Genomic DNA, 22525 nt, shown 5'->3' with positions numbered 1-22525 from the left:
TATATGGTGGACGTATCCCAGGCTGTGGCCCCTCCGCAAACTAAATATCTCAAGGATTACAAAGAACCTGACTATACAATAGACAAGGTTGATCTTTTGTTTCAGCTTGAGGAAGGGGTGACACATGTGACATCCCGTCTGCAGATACGTCGCCAGTCCGGTGGTCTTGATACCCCGCTGGTGCTGAACGGAAGTCATATGAAGCTGGTATCCGTCGAACTGGACGGTAAAAAGCTGACGCCTGACAGCTACGAGGTTGACGAAGAGACTCTGACCATCTCCGACCTGCCGGAGGAATTTGAGCTCGTCATTTGCAACGATATTGACCCTTCCGCCAATACGGCGCTGGAAGGGCTTTATATTTCCAAAGATATGTATTGTACCCAGTGCGAGGCAGAAGGTTTCCGCCGTATTACCTATTTCCTCGACCGGTCCGATGTGATGGCGACTTACCGGGTGCGTATCGAAGCGGATCGTCACAAATATCCGGTGCTTCTGTCCAATGGTAACGAAGTGGATAACGGCCTTCTGGGGGAAGGGCGTCATTTTGTGGTCTGGGATGATCCGTTCCCGAAACCCTGTTATCTGTTTGCGTTGGTGGCCGGTGACCTTCAATATCTGGAAGACCATTTCACCACCATGTCCGGGGAGAAAGTGACACTCAGGATATTTGTCGCGCCGCAGGACCTGGACAAATGTCGTCACGCTATGGACAGCCTGAAAAAATCCATGAAATGGGATGAAGAGGTTTACGGTCTGGAATATGACCTGGACATCTTCAACATCGTCGCGGTTAGTCATTTCAACATGGGGGCCATGGAAAACAAGAGCCTCAACATCTTCAATACAAAATGTGTTCTGGCCAATCCGAAAACCGCGACCGATGCGGATTTTGCGGCCGTGGAGGCTATCGTTGCCCACGAATATTTCCACAACTGGACCGGCAACCGTGTGACCTGCCGGGACTGGTTCCAGCTCAGCCTCAAGGAAGGGCTGACCGTGTTCCGGGACCAGCAATTCTCTGCCGATATGGGCTCCCCGGCGGTGAAAAGGATCGAGGACGTGCGGATGCTTCGGCAATATCAGTTTGCCGAGGACAGCGGCCCCATGGCCCATCCGGTCCGGCCTGATAACTATATCGAGATCAATAACTTCTACACGGTAACGGTCTATGAAAAAGGGGCCGAGCTTATCCGCATGTATCATACCCTGCTGGGGCCGGAAAACTTCCGTAAGGGCATGGATCTCTATTTTGACCGCCATGACGGCGAAGCGGTGACCTGTGACGATTTTCTGTCCGCCATGCAGGATGCGTCCGGTGCCGACCTCAGCCAGTTCAGCCTGTGGTACAGTCAGGCGGGCACCCCGGAACTAACGGTGGAAAGCCGTTATGACGATACCGCAAATGTCTTTGAACTGACCCTGTGCCAGTCCATACCCGATACACCCGGCCAGACCGGCAAGAAACCCATGCATATTCCGGTGGCAGTGGGTCTTGTGGGCCCGGATGGTTCGGATATGCCGCTGCAGCTGGACGGGGAAAATGCCCCGCAGGATGTTGACGGCACCCGGGTGCTTGACCTGAAGGAAGCCAGCCAGACCTTCCGTTTTGTCAATGTGTCTGAAAAACCGGTACCTTCCGTATTGAGAGGCTTTTCCGCCCCGGTGAAACTAAACACCGGTCTGGATGAGGACCAGTTCCTGTTTCTTCTGGCCCATGACAGCGACAGTTTCAACCGCTGGGAAGCAGCCCAGACCCTGTCCGCCAACATCATCCTGGGGCTGGTGGATGATTTTGCCGCCCACAGGCCTGTGGAGCTGAATCCCAAATTCATCAATGCCATCGGCAAGGTGCTGGATGATGAGGCGCTGGACAATGCCTTCAAGGCAGAAATCCTGTCCCTGCCGTCGGAAGCCGTGCTCGGCCAGATGCGCACCCCGGTGGATGTGGACGGCATTCATGCGGCGCGGGAATTTGTCCGTGGTCAGCTGGCCCATGCGCTGGAGAATGACTTCAGGGCGATCTACACCCTGTGTGAAGATGATGGGCCCTTTGAATTTTCTTCGGACGCCGTGGGAAAACGCCGCCTCAGGAATATGGCGCTGGGCTATCTGATGGAACTGGGCGAGGACGATATCGGCAAGCTGGCCATCAAGCAGTTTATGAATGCGGACAATATGACCAACGAGATTGCCGCCCTGTCAGTGCTGGCCAATAGCGACAGCCCGGCCCGGGAAGGGGCCCTGGGTACTTTCTATGACAAATGGAAACATGAAGCCCTTGTGCTGGATAAATGGTTCTCCGTCCAGGCAACGAGCCGCCGTGCGGATACCCTGGAGGCGGTGAAAAAACTGCGTCGCCATCCGGATTTCGATATCCGCACGCCGAACCGGGTGCGCTCGCTGATCAGCGCGTTTTGCGCGCTCAATCCGGTTAACTTCCATGACAAATCAGGCAAAGGATATAAATTTCTGGGTGATATCCTGGAGGAACTGGACCCCATCAATCCACAGATTTCAGCCGGGCTGGTACGGCCGCTGACAAGGTGGAAAATGTATGATGCGGACCGTCAGCAGCTGATGAAAAAGACCCTGATGCGGATCCTGTCCTTCAAGGACCTGTCGCCGGATGTTTACGAGATCGTGTCGAAAAGCCTGGGATAGGTCAGGTTTATTTTTCGAAGACGATTGTCCCGGCTACAATAGTCATGACGGTGCTTGAACTCATCAGGTTTTCCTCCGGCTCTGTCATCAGGTCTTTTGTCAGGACTGTCAGGTCGGCGAGCTTGCCAACCTCGATGCTGCCGCGGACATCCTCCTGAAAGGCGGCAATGGCGGGCCAGATTGTCAGCATCTTGAGCGCTTCCACCCGGCTCAGCGCCTGTTCCGGGTGCCAGCCTTCGGCCTGATAGCCGTTCAGGTCCTTGCGGATGACAGCGGCATAAAATTCAATCCTCGGGTCGCCGATCTCCACCGGGGCGTCGGAGCCGCCGGGGATGATGGCGCCTTTTTTGATCATGTCCTTCCAGGGATAGGCATATTTCAGCCGCTCAGGGCCGAGCCGGTCCGGGGCAAAATGCAGGTCCCCGATGGCGTGGCTCGCCTGCATGGAGGGGATGACGCCCAGGTCGACAAAGCGCTGCTGGTCGTCGGGATGAATATTCTGGGCATGCTCGATGCGCCAGCGCGGCTCCTTGATTTTCCGCTGTTCCGGCGGCACCTTGGAAAAGGCTTCTTCATACCAGTCGAGCACCAGCCGGTTGGCGCGGTCGCCGATGGCGTGGGTTTCAATCTGGATACCCTTCTTCAGGGCTTGGATGAGGATTGGCATGATCCTGTCATGATCAGTTAGCAACAGACCCTTGCTGTGATGGTCCGAATAGTCCGCAAGCAGGGCTGCCCCGCGCGATCCCAGCGCACCATCTGAATAAAGTTTGATGGCATGGGCGACAATCATGTGGCCTGGGTCTATGACCGGTCCTTCGGCCAGCAGTCTTTTTGCGGGCTCGCCTTCCGACAGGGCATAATAGACCCGGGTCTTGAGCTTGCCTTCCTGGCGGAGTTCATCAAGGAGTTCCAGGTCCTGCCAGATACCGCCGGCATTCTGGATCTGGGTCCAGCCGAGGCTGGCATTTCGGTTTGTAGCGAGGACAAAGGCGTCCTTGTCGTCCGCCCGGCTGGGTTCGGGAATGAGGCGGGTGACCATTACCATGGCGTTATCCACTAGCATGCCGCTGGGTTTGCCATCAGGGTCCTTTAAAATGGCGCCGCCGTCAGGGGCCTGTGTTTCGGCGTCAATTCCGGCCAGTTCCAGAGCACGGCTATTGGCAATACCCGCATGGCCGTCCGCCCGGACCAGAAAGGCGGGACGGTCGGGGACGATGGCATCAATTTCCCGCAAGGTGGGAAAACGTTTTTCCGGCCAGGTTTTTTCGATCCAGCCGCGACCGACCAGCCAGTCGCGTGCCGGAGCCGGGTGAGCTTGCTGATAAGCGGACACCTGTTGCAGCATGGCTTTGAGGCTTTCCGAGCCCTGCAGGTTCAGTTCCTTCTCCCGGTAGCCGACGCCTTTCAGGTGATAATGGGAGTCGGTAAAACCGGGATACACGGCCATGCCGTGAAGATCGCGGATCTGGTTGTCGCCGCAGAGATAGGGCTTTATCCCATCTTCATTACCGACATAAATGAATTTCCCATCCTTGATGGCGACGGCCTCGGCCTTGGGTGCCTTGTCATGGACGGTATAAATAGTGGCGTTATGCAGGACCAGGTCAGCCTTTTCACAGGCGAGGGCCGGCAGGGTGAGGGCGGACAGGCACAGGCCGGAAAGCAGGACAGCAACAGATTTCATTTTAATCCCCTTATGTTTTTCCATATGGTATGGGAAATTCCGGGAATTAAAAGCGAAATAGGAGTCTGACTGGCCGACGGTCCAAACTGATCAGCTGGGATTGTCTTCATTCAGGGCATCAAAACGGGACTGCAGTTTCTGCTGGATATTGGAAAAAGTGCCCGGCAGCACCGACTGCATGAATTTCTGGGTTTTGACCATCATTTCCGGCATCAGCGCCATGCTTTTCTTGCCTGTTGGCGACTTGTAAAACTCCAGCATCACCTTGAGGTCATCGATCGTGTAATTCTCGACCATGAAACCCGCACTGAAAGCTGCTGTCTGGTTGGTCATTTTGGACATTTCCTCGGAAAAAACCTCCTGGAAAACGGCGGCTTTTTCCTCTGACATCTGCCCCTGAAGCTTCTGCAGATTGGCTTTGAGCTGTTCGCCGACCATCATCAGGCTTTTGTTCATGGTTTCCGTCATCCGGGATTCTTTCATGATTTCCACAACAAGCTGTTGTTTTTCTGTTGTTTCATCAGCGAAGGCAGGAAGGGCGGACAGGATGAAAAGCAGGATGGTCAGAATGCGCATGTGGGGCTCCCGGAATATCAGGGTTTCAAGTGTTCTTCATCCGTCATTGTAGCGAAGTCTCCGGCTTTTAAAAGTGAAATTGCAGGCTGATGACCGGGCCGCTTTTGCCCAGGCTGTTGCCGGCCAGCCGGAAACGGTAATCGGCGGAAACTTCAAGGTAACTGCGCCAGGCTTCGAGCCGGGTTTGGTTGAAATAATACTTTGCCGTTATTCCCGGCCCACCCTCGACAAGATGTGCTTCCCGGAATCTATCTTTCTGCCAGCTGGCAAGAACCAGACCCCTCGGTTTGATAATCAGCTTTTCGGAGAGCCTGACGGCATAACCCCCCTGTCCCTGGAAGGTGAGGAAAATATCCGGATCCTGGGGCCGGATCAGGGCGGCATCCAGATACAGACTCCAGCTCCACCAGTTTTTCATCGGTTTCCAGTCTGTGTTGTGGTCGAGGGAATATCCGGCCCGGACCATCCAGTCGTTGCGGGCGAATGTTCCCACTTCAAGCAGTCTTTCGGCGGACAGGACAAAATTGTGAGCGGAAAGGGGTTTCAGGCGAATGCCCAGCCCGCCCTGGTAGCTTGTATCGCTGAAGCGCAGACTTTCCTTTTCCAGCGCCCACAATAGGCGACCGTAAAGCTGCAATCTGCGGCCATTGTTGTATCCGATATGGGGCGGTTGCCAGGCGACTTCCATACCGGCCTGTGACTGGACCAGATTTGGACCGGTGAGGGGGCCGGCCTTGTCATTCTGGTCGCGATAGATCAGGTAGCCATCCAGGGACCAGCGGTTGTTCACTTCCTCCAACTGGCGCCGGAGGGCAAAGGGAGCATCGGGATCCTGATCCTGTATTGCGGCGGAAAACCATTTGGCGGCCCGGTCGTTTTCATGAAGCTTCAGGTAACTGTAGGCCAGTTGCAGTTTCAGGTCTGTGTGATCCGGATTGAGTTTTAACGCCTGTTCGAACTTTTCGGCCGCTCCCCTGTGATCCCCGTCGGCAAGAAGCCGGTACCCCTGTGCAGCCGCGGGATACCAGTTACTGTCGGATTTCCTGACCTCGTCTATCGTTTGCGGGAGATCGAAGCGTACCGTCAGGACGGGAGGGATGGGTGTCGGGGGGACTGAAACCGGGATGGCAGATTGTTGGTTGGGTATTGGTGTAGGCCCCACTTCAGGATCAAGGTCAGTTTTCATCGCTAAAGAAGAGGGCGCGGTTATCATCGCAGCAGGCGGTGTGACAATTGCAGTCCGGACGGTTGTGACGGCCCCTCCAGCATGGTTATCCAGCCCCCGATAGGGGTAGGCCTGATACCAGGCCCGTTCCTGCTGGAAAAGGTCCGAGGTCCAGAGCAGATGGAAAACAAGGATACATATACCCGCAGAGGTCAAGAGAAGCAGGAAATATTTAGACCTCGTTGACATGAGGACGTTCTCCGGATTGTTCGTCCAGAAGCTGATCCAGAACGTCTTGATCTATATGTTGCCGACTGACCAGGATCTGTCCCAGCAGCAGTGGTGTGACTTCCTGCGCGAGGAGCGCTTCTGTCAGGTCATTTTCGGAAATAAGCTGCTTTTCGAGCAGCATTTCGCCCAGCCGGGCCCGGAAAGGTTCGAGCTCCTGTGGGGCGGGGAATTCATGGACGGTCTTGTCCCAGGTCAGCGGTTGGCCGGTAATCAGGTGGAGGCTGTAAAGACGGAAAGCCCTGAAACCGGCGAGGAAGTTCAGGATATTGCCCCAGACCTGCCGCGGCAGGGAAAAGAGCGCACACAAGGGGCCGTAGATACGGGCGCAGAAATACATCCTGTGCAACGCCCGGTTCAACAGAAGACCGAGGTTAATCCACAGGAGGTATTCCAGAGGTTCGCCGTCCATGACCAGTGGCGGCATGTCGTGACCTGCCAGCAGGGTCTTGCCGAGACCCCAGTAGATCAACATCCCGAACAACAGAAAATAGGCAACCATGGCCAGCCATGCAGTGAAGAACCCCTTGCGGTCCCGCACCAGTCCGTAGCGAAATGTTAAGGAGCCGGTCCATTTCTGTTGCCGCCAGGACTGGAACACAATGCCGATCAGCCAGCGGGACTTCTGCCGGATGACATCTTTCATCCTGTTGGGGAAATATTCCCGGGTGGCGATAATGTGTTTCTGACCGCGGCTTCCGACAAAGGGGAAGCGGACGAATATTTCCCGGCATCCCAGGGATTTGAGCCTGAGTGACAGGTCATAATCTTCTGTCAGGCTGCCCGGTCTGAAAACGTCCCCCTGCCGGAGAAGTTTCAGGAAGGCCCGGCGGCTGAAGGCACAACCGACGCCGGCACAGGGCACCAGTCCCGTCAGGGCCTCTCGCACCACAAGTTCCTTGCTGTGGTTTTCGGCGAATTCGTCCTGGTAGTGAGCGCCGGTAAGGTCCCACCAGGGGCGCTCCAGCGGAATGACCGGCAACTGGATCATATCCTTGCGGTCAATCAGGTGATTGAACAGTTTCAGTTCCAGCGGATGTACGATGTCTTCCGCATCATGCAAAACAAAGCCGGCAAATTGCCGGCCGGTATCTTTCTCATAATTCCAGACCTGTTTCAGAACGGCGTTCAGGCAATCAGCCTTGTTGGTGGGACCGTCATGGGTCAGAAGGCAGGCATAAACCTTTTTATCATTTTTGGTGACCCGCTCAACTTCCCTTTGGCTTGCCGGATCATTGGGATAAAGCCCGACAAAAAGATGGTATTTTTCATAGTCATAACTTTTGCGGGTATTTTCCAGCATGGCGCCGATAACCTCGGCTTCCTGCCAGCAGGGAATGAGTACAGCAAACGTGTTTTCTTTCTGACGGTCGAGAGCGGGATGAGCCATCGGCGGATGGCGCTGATAGGTATAGACCCTGCGCCACAGAACCCGCAGGGCATAGAAAAGGTCAATGAACAGATCATCAAGGCCGCTCAGCAGGATCAGCCCGGCGACAAGATAGAACATCAGCTTGAGGACAAGCAGAAAGCTGATCGTGATATATATGAGTTCCCCAGTGTTCATGGGGGTAATATACTACTTATAGTTGTATATTACAACTCAGGGTAAAGGCGCGCAAAAAAACAGGCCGTATGCTGGACGGAATCCACGCGCACCCACTGACGGGTCAGCTTGAAGCGGAAGGACCCGATCAGTTGTTCAGGGTAGGGGGCAAAATAAACGGATTCCGGGCTGTTGTAGGTCTGCATCAAGGCCCTGGCGGCCTTTTTGTTATAGTGCAGGAAATAAGCAGTATCGTCAGCGCGCCCCTGCATTTTGGCCAGGAAATAGGCTGACAGCATGCCCTCGGCCCGGGCGCCGTCGGGGTAGGCGTGGTCGCCGTGTTTATAGAAAAAATGACCCACATAGTCCTTATACAGGGCGTTTTTCTCCAGATACATATGATCGATCATCTTGCGGGCATCGGCATAGACATAGTCCGCATAATCCTGGTTCCGCATGTCCGGCCGAGCCCACCATTCCTCAATCGCCTGCATCAGCCAGCCGTCAGCCGGCAGGGGCAGGAACTGGTCCGGATATTTTTTCGGCCGCTCGTAAATCAGGAAATCCAGCGCCTTGCGGGACTGTTGCCGGATTTCTGCCCGCCGGACATCGGACAGGGGGGCGTGCTTTTCATAAAGTGCCAGCCCCATCAGGGCTTCACCAGGGTAATAGAAAGAGAAAAGTTCCTTCCGGTCCTTTTCCGGGATGGTGAGCAGGGGATTGCCGTCATTGAACCTGAGATGGATGAAATAGGTCATGAACTCGCCGGAGGGTTCAATCCGGGAAAGAATATGCCGCGCCATCTGGTGAGCGGCGGTCAGGAATCTTCCATCACCGCTGAGTTCGTAATAGTGCATCAGGGCAGTGAGGCCGATGCCTTCGCCCCCCAGTTTGCTCTTTTTATTGAAAAAGACATAACGACCTGTTTCATCACCGATAGCCCGGGTACGGGTCTGGGTCAGGAGAAATTCCAGGGAGCGCCGGGCAGCCGTCAGATATTTTTCATCGCCAGTGCGTTTATAGGCCCAGAGCAGGGTAATGGTGCCGCCGCTGTGGCGCAGGATATTGTAATATCCGGGGTTTCTCGGATGCTGAAAATCGTCATAGCTGTCGGCATACCCATCATAAAAATAGAGAAACTGGCCGTTGGGTTTCATGTTATCCAGCATCCAGTCTACACCGGACAGGAAGGCAGCCTTGATATCTTGCGTATCCCGGGGGTAGGGATCGGGATAACCACGATAAAGAGCCAGAACATTGTCATTATAGCTTATAAAGGACCGGCTTTCGATCAGTTCCACGTCCCTGATGCTGTCTTTGACGCGGTCAATTCTTTTGCGCCGCGACCTGTCGGTAAAGCCGAGGCGTTTGCTCAGGTAATCATAGACCTGGTTCAGGGTCATGTGGCTTTTGGAGTAAGCCTCGCTCGGCATATAATAATAGTCCCGGCCCTTGTAGCTGAAATGCAGGCCGGTGATGCCCGGTTCAAACCTGTACTGATCCTGTCGGAATGTGCCGGGCAGGGAGACGTTTTCCAAGGGCAGCCTTTTGGTCAGATACTCAATCTGAATGCGGGTTTGCGATGGATCGGCAACGTCAAAATCGGAAAATCTCTTGCTCTGTCTGATCCTGGATATGACGCGGAGAAGGCTTTGGCGAAGATCTTCCCGCCGCGTCCCCCATCTGAGCGGCTTTTGTCCGGGCTGATACAGGGTCAGGTAAAGGTGGGAAATCTCCGGATTAAACTGTTCCAGGGACGGGAGGTCCTGAAAAAAGTCCTCCTTCTCATGAATTAATGCGAGCCTGATTTCGGCGAATAAGTCTTCTGCGCCGGGGAAGGGCTCATCACTGGCGAGTTTTTTTCCCGGCAGCACCAGCAATGCGATTGCAGCTGATACAAGGATCGCGGCGGCCAAAACGGCTCTTATCAGGACTCCCCAGTGCAATGATTTGCCTCTGTCTATTTAATCTGACGCCTGCGACGAACAATCAGCAGGAATCCGATGATAGCCATTGAAAGCACCGGTGGCAAAGAAATCCCGATGATGTGGAGGATCATTTCGTCTGACGCCGTCAGAATTTCATCATAGATAATATTCAGGACGATTTCATAAGTGCCGATCCCGAGGAATAATCCGGGGTTGTCCTCGATGACGTCGGACAGGACAAGCGGATTGCTGCTGTCGCCGATACTTAGGTCTTCACCATTCAGAATCCAGCGGATATCAAACATTCCCTGATCTTCCAGGGTGCTGAGCAAAGTCAGGCCGTCAAGACCTGTGAGCAGATCGCACAGTGAAATCTCATTCAGGGTTGACCCGCAACCGTCCAGATTGAAGTCTTCGCCAAGAGATATGGTCTGATCCGGTCCGGCATCAGCCACCAATTGATCATCATCGGTATCGGTATCGGTATCGGTGTCCGTATCCGTATCGGTATCGGTATCTGTGTCCGTATCGGTATCAGTATCAGTATCAGTATCAGTATCAGTATCGGTATCGGTATCGGTATCTGTGTCTGTGTCTGTGTCTGTGTCGGTATCAGTATCAGTATCGGTATCGGTATCAGTGTCCGTGTCCGTGTCCGTGTCCGTATCGGTATCGGTGTCTGTATCCGTGTCTGTATCCGTATCCGTATCGGTATCTGTGTCGGTGTCCGTATCGGTGTCCGTATCCGTATCAGTATCAGTGTCCGTGTCCGTGTCCGTGTCAGTATCTGTATCCGTATCCGTGTCCGTGTCAGTATCGGTATCTGTATCCGTATCGGTATCTGTATCCGTATCGGTGTCCGTATCCGTATCCGTATCGGTGTCCGTATCCGTATCCGTATCCGTATCGGTATCGGTATCGGTATCTGTGTCGGTATCAGTGTCCGTGTCCGTGTCCGTGTCCGTATCCGTATCGGTATCGGTATCGGTATCGGTATCGGTATCTGTGTCCGTATCGGTGTCTGTATCAGTATCAGTATCCGTATCAGTGTCCGTATCCGTATCAGTGTCCGTGTCGGTATCCGTATCCGTATCGGTATCTGTGTCCGTGTCCGTGTCAGTGTCAGTGTCAGTGTCAGTGTCCGTATCCGTATCCGTGTCGGTATCAGTATCGGTATCTGTGTCGGTGTCCGTATCAGTATCAGTATCGGTATCGGTATCGGTATCGGTATCAGTGTCCGTGTCCGTATCCGTGTCGGTATCAGTATCGGTATCTGTGTCGGTGTCCGTATCGGTATCTGTATCTGTATCCGTATCGGTGTCCGTATCAGTGTCCGTATCCGTATCCGTATCGGTGTCGGTATCCGTATCGGTGTCCGTATCCGTATCCGTATCGGTGTCCGTATCAGTGTCCGTATCCGTATCCGTATCCGTATCGGTGTCGGTATCCGTGTCGGTGTCCGTATCCGTATCCGTATCGGTGTCGGTATCCGTATCGGTGTCCGTATCCGTATCGGTATCAGTATCGGTATCTGTGTCCGTATCGGTGTCTGTATCAGTGTCCGTATCCGTATCCGTATCGGTGTCCGTGTCCGTATCCGTATCGGTATCGGTATCTGTGTCCGTATCGGTGTCTGTATCAGTATCAGTATCAGTATCGGTATCGGTATCTGTGTCAGTATCAGTATCGGTATCGGTATCTGTGTCAGTGTCCGTATCCGTGTCGGTATCAGTATCGGTATCGCCTACGATAACGCCACCGCCGCCTCCATTACCACCAAAGGCGTCTACCGGGCCAGCATTCGGTCCCAGGCCTGAACGGGTGTTGGGATTGGTGAAGAACTGACTGATGGTTCTGGCGGTAAAATCATTGCCGAAGGGGCCGGTATATCCCGGTCCGCCGGCGGCAGGGGCGATATCATTCAGGAAAGCAAGAAGCTGCTCATTGAGCTGTTTTTCCAGGTCTTCAAGGCTGGTCGGGCTGATGATGATGCCGACAATATAGGTTTCCTCGTTGCCGAGCTTCTCGAAAGCAAGCCGTACGGGCTCCCCGCCGGTGCGAATCAGGGACGTCATCAGCCAGCCTTCAGGCTCTTTATTCTCTCCCGAGGTGACAGGGACTATCGGGGTGTCGCCGGGCGTATCATCCGACCGGGCTTCCAGAGCGATTCCACCGGATGTCAATTGCGCCTGACGCTTTGCACCGCCTGCGCCTGCATCGACAACCCGGAGCTCATTACCGTTAAAACCGAATTTGCGGCCAAAGGGATAAGCTAGTCTGCCGCCTGATGGCAGGGTTGTTGTGACCACATACAGGCGATAGGTGCCGGCTTCCACATCGGTGGTGCCGAACTCGTTCACATTGAGGATGCCGTCCTTGATGAAATCATTTTCACTGCTGGCTTCCAGGGCGACGAGGCCCTTGCCGCCGACCAGGTCGCTTTTGGGGCCGACACGCAGAAAACCGCGATGTGGTGTTTTACCGTCCGGGCCAAGGTCCCAACCAAAGTCGCCGTCGGCGAGACCAAAGTCGGATACCGATTTGAACGGCATGGTAAAGGCTGAGGAAGCAGATCGGGCTGCTGCATCAACAATTCGTTTGGCGGCTTCCTCTAGAACCTGGGCATCGAGAGGCATTTTGCCAAGGGCCTGCAGCAGGTCCGAGGTGCGCTTGCTGATTTCCTCTGGAATGCCGGCGGTTTCGTCAAAATAATCCTGGAGAATTTTAAGCGATTCTTCCGAACCGTCGAGGGCGGCGGCAAGGGCATCTTCCAGTGTGATGGCGCTTAGCTTGTCATCCGGCGTTTCCAGAATGACAGGAGAGGGCGTTGGATTTTCATAGATCGGTCCCTGCGGTGTCAGGGATGACTCCCTGATCGCCTTGACGTTACCCTCTTCATCAATTTGGGCGATCGGGTCGCTGTCTTTTTCTCCCGGTTTTTTGAGCAGGTTGTCGACGGTCTTTTCAAACGTACCGTCTTCCACGATCACGAATGGTTCGATCTGTTTCTCTATGGCGTCTCGGGTGGAATCTTTTTCGACAAAATCGGCGTAGATCCAGGTGCCCAAGGCAACTGTCCCGACTGCGGCCAAGATTTTTAGTTTAAATTCCATTATTCCAACCCAAAAAATCAAACTCAATAACAAACAAATTTTCGTAAAATTACGATCTTTTGTACTACAGACATCGTTAACGGCTTGATAAAAAACAGGGTAAATAAACGCTTAAAGCCCATTTTGCCAGCAAAATAGGCCGGAAACGATTCATATTTATGGCCAGTAATAGTGCCAAGAGATGGTTTATTTATGGCGCATTACAGGGGGCTTTAATGATAACAACGGGTTATCTGTAAACAGGCTGTTGTCAGTCCCTGCCGTAGGTATCTTCGAATCTGACGATATCGTCCTCGCCCAAATAGGAACCTGACTGTACCTCGACAATATGCAAAGGAATTTTGCCCGGATTCGCCAGGCGATGCAGGGATCCGATCGGAATATAACACGATTCGTTTTCGTTTAACATCCGCACCTCGTCATCAATAGTGACTTCGGCGCGACCCTGAACAACAACCCAGTGTTCGGCCCGGTGATGGTGTTTCTGCAGGGACAATGTCTGACCCGGACTAACCATTAGTCTTTTCACCTGGAAGCGGTCGCCAAAATCGGAGGTCTGGTAAGATCCCCAGGGACGATAGACAATTGTGTGTGATATATGCTCGTTACGGCCTTCCCGGGCAAGATGAGTGACAACCTCCTTGACATCCTGGGTATGGTCCTTATGGCTGATCAGCACTGCATCGTCGGTGGCAACGGCGACAATATTTTCCAATCCTATGGCGGCAATGGCCGGGCCGTCTGATTTCAGCAGGCAGTTGCGGCTGTTGTGGGAAATAATATCTCCCTGACAGACATTGCCATCCTCGTCTTTGTCCTGCACGTCCCAGAGCGCCGCCCAGGACCCGATATCGTTCCAGTCCATATCGACAGGAATGACAGTCGCATTCTCGGTTCGTTCCATGACAGCATAATCAATGGAATTGGAAGGGCAGGTCAGGAAACTTTCCTTTTCCGGGCGCAGGAAACACAAATCTTTCTGCGCCCCTGCCATGGCGTTGCGGCAAGCTTCCAGCATTTCAGGTTCGAATTTGCCGAGGATTTCCAGAAACGCCCGGACCGGAAACAGGAATATACCGCTGTTCCACAGGTAGGCACCGCTCTTCATATAAGCCCGCGCGGTTGTAAGGTCGGGCTTCTCGCGGAATTCGGCGACCTGGCGGCAGCCGGCGCAGGCTTCCAGTTCGTCACCCTGTTTGATGTATCCGTAACCGGTTTCCGGAGAGGTCGGAATGATGCCGAAGGTGGCCAGGGCCTGACTGTCTGCTACAGCAGGCAGGGCAATATTGATGGCAGCCAGAAAAGCATCCTGGTTGCCGATGATATGGTCTGACGGCATAATGAGCATCAGCGCGTTGGGATCGTCCTTTTCGAGGTGCAGGGCAGCGAGGGCGGCTGCCGGCGCCGTGTTGCGACCTTCTGGCTCAAGGATTATGTCGGGGTTCTCGATGCCAATCTGTCTCAGTTGTTCAGCGACGATAAACCGGTGTTCTTCGTTGGCGATAATGAGGGGGTGGGTGAACATGTCCTGGTTTGAAACACGTTTTACCGTTTCCTGAATCATTGTATTTTCACCAACAAGCGGTAAAAGCTGCTTTGGGTAAAGCGCTCTGGACATCGGCCAAAGACGTGTTCCTGACCCGCCGGAAAGAATAACCGGGCTGATTTTACGAGACGACATGGTGTCCTCCGGATTGTTTTTATATGCCTCAATATTTTGAATTGTGCGTTTATACTAGCAAATCAGTGAAAATATAATGAACAAATCGGTACTTTTCTTTTACGACCTTAATTTGTATTACAGTCCTACGTACAGCGAGTAGAGATAGATATGGACATCAATGAGATATTGGACGGGTTGCCGAATATGATTGCGGGCCAGGTCTGGCTGGCGGGCGCCGGTCCGGGCGATCCCGGTCTGTTGTCGCTTTTGACGCTCAAGGGGCTGCGCCAGGCGGATGTCGTGGTTTATGATGCGCTGGTCACTCCGGAAATCCTCAATATGGCGGGTGAGGGGGCTCGACTGGACTTCGCCGGAAAAAGAGGCGGACTGCCGTCTCACAGGCAGCAGGATATTTCGGAGCATCTGGTCCGGCTTGCCAGGGAAGGTAAGAAAATACTCCGTCTGAAAGGGGGAGACCCTCTTGTTTTTGGCCGGGGAGGTGAAGAAGCCAGGCACCTTGTGGAGAATGAAATTCCTTTCAGGATCATTCCCGGTATTACGGCCGGTGTCGGCGGGCTTGCCTATGCAGGCATTCCCTTGACGGACAGGCACACCAATTCAGCGGTCACCTTCCTGACCGGTCATGGCGCTGATGGTGGCCTGGCCAAGGATATTGACTGGGAAGCTCTGGCAAAATCATCTCCCGTTGTCGTGATTTACATGGCTCTGAGCAGAATTGAATTGATTGCAGAAAAATTTCTTTCCTCCGGTCGGCCGGCTGATGAGCCGGTTGCTATTATCAGTAAGGCCACCACGCCGGAGCAGAAAGTTGTCGTGACGACACTGGCCAAATGCGCAGAGGATGTGAAACGGGAGCATATCCAGGCGCCGGCCATGATCGTGGTCGGCGAAGTTGTCAGGTTGCGTGAAGGGCTTGACTGGCTTGGGGCTCTTGCCGGACGGAAACTTTCGGCAGATGTTTCGGGCATCAGGCCGCAGGGAAGCCGCCTCTTGAAACGTCGCGACGCTTAGACGTATTTGTTGAGTACATACCTGAAGGCAAGATAGATCAGTGCAAAAAACAGGATGATAATAGCGCCGAGGGATTGCAGGCTATCCATAATCTGGTCGAGCAGGGGCATGCCGTGAGAATATCGAGCGGATTGTGAGGAGATGCCATTCCCGCCGAGGCTGTCGGAATTATCCTGGAAGAGACGGTGATCCAATGACAGGTCGTCGCCGACAAGATCGCCAATTTCATTGGCTAGTTTGCTCTGGAAATTGAATTGAAGCTGCCTGGAATTGAAGTAGATTGTCTTCAGGGTAGGCGAGTCGTTCATATTTTCGAGAAATGAACCTATATTCTGTTCAAAAAGACTGCTGTCAGAAAGCGACGCGTCCCTCCGGGAAGGCATATTTCCAGCCGACTGGCCGGAATTCATGTCATCGGCCAGATCAAAACGTTGTGTGCTTCTGATGCTGTTGTTACTATCAAAGGAAAGCTGGAAGAAATTGCCGTTTTCAAGACTTTCCTGCGGCCTTTGGTAGGGGGTGGTAAGGGACGAATCAATATCGGCGTCCATTGTATGCCTGCCAGTCTGGTCGAGAACAACGGCAAAAAGTTCGCCTGGCCAAAGATTCAGCATCATCAGCGCGACAGAGAAATAAAAAATATTTTTTCCGGGCAGTTTGTACATTTTTTTTATCACAACATAAAATTGCGGTTATTTTATAGCATCTTGATCTGTTTCATAGACCTCAATAAATCTATTTCATTAAAATTTTCGTAAAAATATGTGAAACAGTTGTTCTTTAACGCCCTCTAAACCATTTCGGGGCAGAATAAATCAAAAGTATGAGTGCCCCCTCGTTTAAATTGCTACAATAGGTTGATTGACATAATGCAGTCACAAAATTTAGTTGCCGCGAATGTTCCGTCTGAAACCCAGAAGGACGATGCACGTCTGGTGAAAGTTTATAAGGAACTTTTCGACGTGGTTTCTGCTGATTGTCGGGAACTGCTTGAGGAGACATATCGTCTCCGATACCAGGTCTATTGCCTGGAGACGGGTTTTGAAAACAAGGACGACTTTGAGAATGAGATGGAAATGGATATTTATGACAGCCAGTCTGTATCCAGTCTCCTGATCCACAAGAATTCGAAAAGCGTTGCGGGAACCGTCCGTATCATTCTGCCAAAAGATGGAGACAACGTGCGGGAAATTCCGGCGCTGTCAATCTCGGAAGAATTGCGCGATCTTGATGAAGCTACATTGCCGCGTGATAAAACTGCGGAAATTTCACGTTTTTCTGTTTCCAAGAAATTTCGTCAACGTCACTATGACACGCATATTCCGGGTATTGAGGAAAAGGCGGGACATGAAGAGTCCCAGCGCGTCATTCCGCATATTACGCTCGGTCTCATGACAGCCATCGTCAGAATGAGTATTGAGAATAACATTACACACTGGGCTGTGGTTATGGAGCCGGCGTTGCAGCGCCTCCTGCGCAAGCTGGGTATTCGCTTTACGGCAATCGGTCCCATCATTGAATATCATGGTCGTCGCCGGACACACTATAGTGATGTGGATAGCCTGTTGAACGGTATTTACGAGGAGCGCCCGGAAATCTGGAATGTTATCACTGACTGTGGTGCTCTTTATCCGTATACCGGCGACAAATAAGTTATATCTGCGGCAGATAAATTAACGCCTTTGCAAGACCTCTCTGGCATATTACACTCAAACTGACCAATCACAAATTTTGAAATGTGTGAACTGTTGACACACATTCGGGGAAACTACGCGATCAGGAGGCGGGGAAAATGTCCAGTCCACTCCCATTTATTTCAAGAAAACAGAGAACTCCAGGCCGAATTACCTGTGCCGTGATGCTCGCGGCATGTCTGGTGTTGACGGCGTGCGATTCAACTGATGACCTGACGCTGGAACAAAGAATGCAGCGGGCTGTGGAACAGCAGTATAGCGGGAACATGAACGCGGCTGTTATTGAACTGAAAAACGCCCTTCAGGATCATCCGGACAGTCCCGACGCCAGACTTCTCCTCGGGCAGGTTCTTTTGGAACTGGAAAATGGTCCGGCGGCAGAAATCGAACTGAAAAAAGCCATAGAAGTTGGTAAACCCGAAGAACTGGTTCTGCCCCATCTCGCCAGGTCCTGGCTGTTGCAGAGGAAATATGACGAGGTTCTTGAGAAGATCAAGCTTGCGCCGGAAGACGGCCTGCTGGCGGAAATTACAAAAAGAAACCTGATCGGTCAGGCCTTGTTCGGCAAGTTCCGGCTGACAGAGGCCGGAGTGCAGTATGATAAAGTTCTGGAACTGGCACCGGAAAATATGCTGGCCCTTGTCAAGCGGGCGGAAATCTATTCCATCCTGAAGAATTATGACAAGGTTGAGGAATATATCGCGAGGGCGGAAGCCATTGTACCCAATGACCGTTATCTGCTGCAGCTCAAGGGAAATCATCTGTGGGTGACTGACCATGTGGAAGACGCTGAGAAAATTTACCAGCAATTGTCCGAGGAATATCCCTATATTGTCGTCAACCAGTTTTATCTTGCCTGGATACAGGTGTTGCTGGGTAAAGTCGAAGAAGCCGATAAAAGACTGCAAAGCTTTCGCAAAAGATATCCCAACCACCCGCTGGTAAATTATGTGTCTGCTTTGTGGGCAATGACAACAGAGAACTATGAAGCAGCACGGCTTTACGCAGGCAAGGTTTTGGAAGTAAACCCGCGCGAGCCACGGGCGTTGTTCATTAGTGCCCTGTCCAGTTATGCTCTGCAAGATTATGAACAGACCTATACTCATATCGTAAAATATACGGACCGGGTCCCGAATGACCTGCAGGCGAGGAAACTACTCGCGCAGGTTCTGATCAAGCTCAATAAAACAGAAGAGGCAAGTGAAGCATTGAAGAGTGCCCTTGCCGAGAATATTGACGACACGCAGCTGCTTAACCTGCTTGCCAATATCGAACTGAAAAGGGGGCGGATCGAAGAGGCCAGGCTTTATCTTGAAAAGTCTCTCGAAAAAGACAAGGACCAACCGGCCAGCCAGAACCAACTGGGCATGCTCAAGGTTCTGTCCGGTGATGTGGAAAGCGGTATTGAGGATATGCAGTCGTCACTTGAGGGAATATCTGATGCCTATGTAGCCCAGATGCGACTGGCTCGAAATATGTTGTCACTGGAAAGATATGACGAGGCGCTGGAAATCTGCGAGAAACTGCACGCTCAGGTTCCCGATGATGTTAACGCCGCCACTTGTCTCGGTTATGTCAAACTGAATACAGGTAAGGCCGAGGAATCTTATAATATTTTTGGTGAAATTCTGGAAAAGAATCCCGGCCATACGGCCGCCGCTATTGTCATGGCCAATAAATATTTTCTGGACGGCAATGCTGAGGAAGCCGCCAAGATTTTGGAAGAATTTGTCAAACTCAATCCCGGCAACGAATATGGATTGCTTTCCCTTTATGATCTGGAAAAGAATATCGGGGATATGACCAAGGCTGAGGACTATCTGTTCCAGGCATACGAGAATAATCCCAATTCGGTAAATGTGGCCATTGAAATGGCCCGTTATCATATGCTGCGGAACGAGGCGGACAAGGCACTCGAGGTTGTCAAAAAAGTAATTTCTTTGTATCCCTCGCATGCGCTGCTTCTGGAGGTCAAGGGGCTTGCGGAACTGTCTCTGAACCAGACAGTCGCGGCAATCATGACCTTCGAACGTCTGAAGGAAGAGGTGCCGGACAATCTTGCGCCCCTGGCCTTCCTGGCGGATGCCTATAATCAGGCCCAGAACTGGGAAGCGCTTGACAAAACGGCTGACGAGATGCTGGCAATGCTGCCAACCAATCGCAAGGCTCTGATCTACAAGGCCAAGGTCATGGCGTCGACCGGTGACTGGGTTGGGGCAGATGCAATCCTCGCCGAATTTGTCGATGAGACCTCTGGCGACTATGAAATCCTTGAACTTAGGGGGCGTATCAATATGGCCCGTCAGGATTATGACAAGGCGATCCTTTATTTTGAAGCCGCCTACCAGGAAAACCAGAACGCCAATCTGGTTCGGGACCTGTCCCATGCCTACATGTCGGCACGGCAGTATGGAAAAGCCGTCAGCCTGATGACAGACTGGCTGGAAACACATGGCGAAGATGCTCTGGTTCAATGGCTGCTGGCAGATGTTTACCTTCTGGATGAGAATTACGAAAAGGCAGCACAGAATTACAATGAACTGCTTGAGAGAAACCCGGATAATATAGCGCTTCTGAATAACCTGTCCTGGTCCCAGATGAAACTGGGACAGATAGACGAAGCACGACAGACCATATCCCGGGCGAGGGAGCGGGCGCCTCTGGACCCGAATATCCTGGATACGGAAGGCCAGATCCTGACCGAGGCGAACGAGTTTGATGACGCCATAAGACAGTTGTTGAAGGCGTCGGATATCGCGCCGCAAAATCTCGCGATTAAATACCACCTGGCCCAGGTCTATCATGAGGCAGGCGAGCGGGATAAAGCCGTTGAACTGCTTAGGGAAATAAAGGCGGACGGAAGAATTTTTGACGGACAGGTCCAGGCAATGGAACTGCTCGAGAATATCCAGAAATAATCTGATACTGTATTGTGGAGCTGAAAATGCACCCGACGTTCAATCACCAGGAAGCTTTTTCCCGTAATCTCGGTTGGATTACCGGTCGGGAGATGGAAATTCTGCGACATAAGAAGGTGGCCATTGCCGGTATGGGGGGCGTTGGCGGCGCCCATGCCCTGCTTCTGGCCCGCTTTGGGGTGACCAGGTTTCATATTTCGGATATGGATATTTTTGAACTGGCCAATTTTAATCGCCAGGTCGGGGCCATGATGTCAACCATCGGCAAATCCAAAGTCGACGTCATGGCGGACATGATCAGGGATATAAACCCGCACGCGGAAATCACCGTTTTTCCGGATGGGATTCATGATGATCTTGACGGTAAACTGGGAAATATTGATGCTTTTCTGAACGGGGTGGATCTGTTCATCGACGGCTTTGATTTTTTCGTACTCGACACCCGCATGGCGGTCTTTAAACGATGCCACGAGCTGTCGATTCCGGCAATCACCGCTGCGCCGGTCGGAATGGGGGTAGCCCTGCTGACCTTTATGCCGGATGGCATGAGCGCCGAAGACTATTTCCGTTTGGACGAAGAACCGGTGCGGGAAGACCGCTATGTAAAATTTCTGATCGGTTTGACGCCGCGTCCCCTTCATCCCGGCTATCTGGTTGATCCGTCACGGGTTAACATGAAGGAACAGAAGGTGCCGTCAACACCTACCGGCGTACAGCTTTCCGCCGGGTTCCTGGTGACCGAGGCGGTGAAAATCATGCTCGGTCGCGGTGTAGTCCGGGCGGCCCCCCGCTATCAACTTTTTGATGCATACCGCTGCAAGATGATAAAGGGTTATATGCCGATGGGGAATGCTAACCCATTGCAAAAGCTCAAGTTTGCCATTGGGCGTCGCATGTATGCGAAAATGGCACAGCAGTCGCCGGCGAGAAGTGTGCCTGCAGAAAACGGCCGGCCAGAAAATATGATGGGCAGGATTCTGGATATGGCCCGTTGGGCGCCAAGCGGCGACAATACCCAGCCCTGGCGTTTCGAAGTGGTCAGCGACAAGAAACTGATCGTTCATATCCCCCCCATCGATAGCCGCAATCCCTATGAATATAACAACGGCCAGCCGACCTATCTGTCGGTGGGGATGTTGCTTGAAACAATAAGACTGGCAGCAGACGCCGAGCAACATTCGATCAGCTGGAAACTGGAGGAGGGGGCGCAATGGGACGGTTCCGGCCTGAAAATATCCGTCCAGTTCCGCAGCAAAAAAAGTTCCTCCGATGATCTTTCACCCTTCATTCCGCTCAGGTCGGTTGACAGGCGTCGCTATCGCAACCGGCGGCTGACACCGCAACAGAAGGCGGAGCTTGAAAAGGAACTGGCCGGTCTGTTTGATGTCACCTGGCTTGAAAGTGACCGTGAGCGCAGGATTTTTTCAAAACTGAATGCCATTGCAACTGACATCCGCCTGCGTATGAAGGAATGTTTCCAGGTACATGAAAAAATCATTGACTGGAGCGATGGCGACAGCAAGCAAGGTATTCCGGCGACAGCGCTTGGCATTGACAGCATGTCGCTTAAATTCATGAAGTGGGCAATGGAAAAATGGTCCCGCATGGACTTCATGAATAAATATCTTGGCGGGACGCTTCTGGCCCGGGTGCAGATGGATCTGGTGCCGGGATATTTCTGCGGCGCCCATTTTATCCTGAACTGGTCGGAGGAAGCCGAACGGGGTATTGAGGATTACCTGAAGGCGGGTGAGAAACTGCAGCGTTTCTGGCTGCGGGCGACTGAAATGGGACTTGCTCTGCAACCCTCACTCGCGCCACTCTGTTTTGCTAACAGCCTGTTGCACGGGCAGGAACTTCCGACAGGTCAGCAGCCGTACCGGCAGAGAACGGAACAACTGGTGCAGGCGTTGAAGCATATTGCGGGTGAAAAGGCAGAACGCGTGGTTTTTGCAGGCAGAATCGGTCAGTCCACACAATCCGCCATAAGTTCAAGGTCGATCCGTCGGGATCTGGCCACATTACTGGTCGGGAAGGACCAGGCGGACCGCACCACTGCGGGTAGCGGAAAAGATTCCTGAACAGAAAATACAGGAAAATCAGCTAATTCCTTCATCCGTAAAGGTTTAGATAAGGATTTGGCAATCTTTTTTTCATATATGCCTATTATGGTTTGTGAAATTGACACTGCTGACGGATAAACAGAAAACCGGTCTAACAGATATAAAACCGCCGGTAACAAAAGTCAGAC

The 22525-nt window shown here is 52.6% G+C and carries 13 protein-coding genes; 5 read left to right on the top strand and 8 right to left on the bottom strand.

The features are described from left to right. Window positions 1-3 precede the first annotated feature (3 nt). The gene (gene pepN, locus ACORNT_RS15135; RefSeq protein WP_321392665.1) at window positions 4-2664 is read left to right on the top strand and encodes an aminopeptidase N; all 2661 of its coding nucleotides are present in this window, start codon (window positions 4-6) and stop codon (window positions 2662-2664) included. A 7-nt stretch (window positions 2665-2671) separates the two neighbouring features. Here the strand turns inward: pepN and ACORNT_RS15130 are convergent, their stop codons facing one another. The 7 genes from ACORNT_RS15130 to ACORNT_RS15100 all read right to left on the bottom strand — a co-directional run bounded on the left by ACORNT_RS15130 (window position 2672) and on the right by ACORNT_RS15100 (window position 14648). After that, window positions 2672-4351, bottom strand: a complete 1680-nt coding sequence (locus ACORNT_RS15130) for an amidohydrolase (protein ID WP_321392662.1) — start codon at window positions 4349-4351, stop codon at window positions 2672-2674. A gap of 90 nt (window positions 4352-4441) precedes the next feature. After that, entirely contained in the window at window positions 4442-4927 is a 486-nt protein-coding gene (locus tag ACORNT_RS15125) for a DUF2059 domain-containing protein (RefSeq protein ID WP_321392660.1), read from the bottom strand. Window positions 4928-4994: 67 nt separating this feature from the next. Beyond that, the gene (locus ACORNT_RS15120; protein ID WP_321392657.1) at window positions 4995-6341 is read right to left on the bottom strand and encodes an NfrA family protein; all 1347 of its coding nucleotides are present in this window, start codon (window positions 6339-6341) and stop codon (window positions 4995-4997) included. Further along, window positions 6325-7947 carry a glycosyl transferase family protein gene (locus ACORNT_RS15115; protein ID WP_321392654.1) on the bottom strand — a complete coding sequence of 541 codons (1623 nt, stop codon included), beginning with the start codon at window positions 7945-7947 and terminating at the stop codon, window positions 6325-6327. The genes ACORNT_RS15120 and ACORNT_RS15115 overlap by 17 nt, the downstream gene beginning before the upstream one ends. 29 nt (window positions 7948-7976) lie before the next feature. Further along, window positions 7977-9842 (bottom strand): D-glucuronyl C5-epimerase family protein, encoded by a 1866-nt coding sequence (locus ACORNT_RS15110; protein ID WP_321392651.1) that lies wholly within the window; start codon window positions 9840-9842, stop codon window positions 7977-7979. Window positions 9843-9886: 44 nt separating this feature from the next. Then, complete coding sequence (locus tag ACORNT_RS15105) at window positions 9887-12967, bottom strand: hypothetical protein (protein ID WP_321392649.1); 3081 nt, start codon at window positions 12965-12967, stop codon at window positions 9887-9889. Window positions 12968-13217: 250 nt separating this feature from the next. Beyond that, a complete protein-coding gene (locus ACORNT_RS15100) occupies window positions 13218-14648 on the bottom strand; it encodes a mannose-1-phosphate guanylyltransferase/mannose-6-phosphate isomerase (protein ID WP_321392646.1) in 1431 nt (476 codons plus the stop codon). Window positions 14649-14804: 156 nt separating this feature from the next. Between ACORNT_RS15100 and cobA the strand changes: the two genes are divergently transcribed. Next, window positions 14805-15662 (top strand): uroporphyrinogen-III C-methyltransferase, encoded by an 858-nt coding sequence (gene cobA, locus ACORNT_RS15095; RefSeq protein ID WP_420717577.1) that lies wholly within the window; start codon window positions 14805-14807, stop codon window positions 15660-15662. On the opposite strand, the gene ACORNT_RS15090 is transcribed toward cobA, so the two are convergent. After that, complete coding sequence (locus tag ACORNT_RS15090) at window positions 15659-16327, bottom strand: hypothetical protein (protein ID WP_321392640.1); 669 nt, start codon at window positions 16325-16327, stop codon at window positions 15659-15661. The two genes, cobA and ACORNT_RS15090, sit on opposite strands and share 4 nt — an antisense overlap. 204 nt (window positions 16328-16531) lie before the next feature. On the opposite strand from ACORNT_RS15090, the gene ACORNT_RS15085 reads away from it, so the two are divergent. The 3 genes from ACORNT_RS15085 to ACORNT_RS15075 all read left to right on the top strand — a co-directional run bounded on the left by ACORNT_RS15085 (window position 16532) and on the right by ACORNT_RS15075 (window position 22355). Then, window positions 16532-17314: a PEP-CTERM/exosortase system-associated acyltransferase gene (locus ACORNT_RS15085; protein WP_321392636.1), complete on the top strand. Its 783-nt coding sequence runs from the start codon at window positions 16532-16534 to the stop codon at window positions 17312-17314. A gap of 140 nt (window positions 17315-17454) precedes the next feature. Next, complete coding sequence (gene prsT, locus ACORNT_RS15080) at window positions 17455-20274, top strand: XrtA/PEP-CTERM system TPR-repeat protein PrsT (RefSeq protein WP_321392633.1); 2820 nt, start codon at window positions 17455-17457, stop codon at window positions 20272-20274. A 26-nt stretch (window positions 20275-20300) separates the two neighbouring features. Then, window positions 20301-22355, top strand: a complete 2055-nt coding sequence (locus tag ACORNT_RS15075; protein ID WP_321392630.1) for a ThiF family adenylyltransferase — start codon at window positions 20301-20303, stop codon at window positions 22353-22355. Window positions 22356-22525: the final 170 nt, after the last annotated feature.

Source organism: Emcibacter sp. (genome assembly GCF_963675455.1).
In the GTDB taxonomy this organism is placed as follows: Bacteria; Pseudomonadota; Alphaproteobacteria; order Sphingomonadales; family Emcibacteraceae; genus Emcibacter.
The sequence above is the reverse complement of the archived record's forward strand: the minus strand, read 5'-3'. Positions and strand labels throughout refer to the sequence as shown.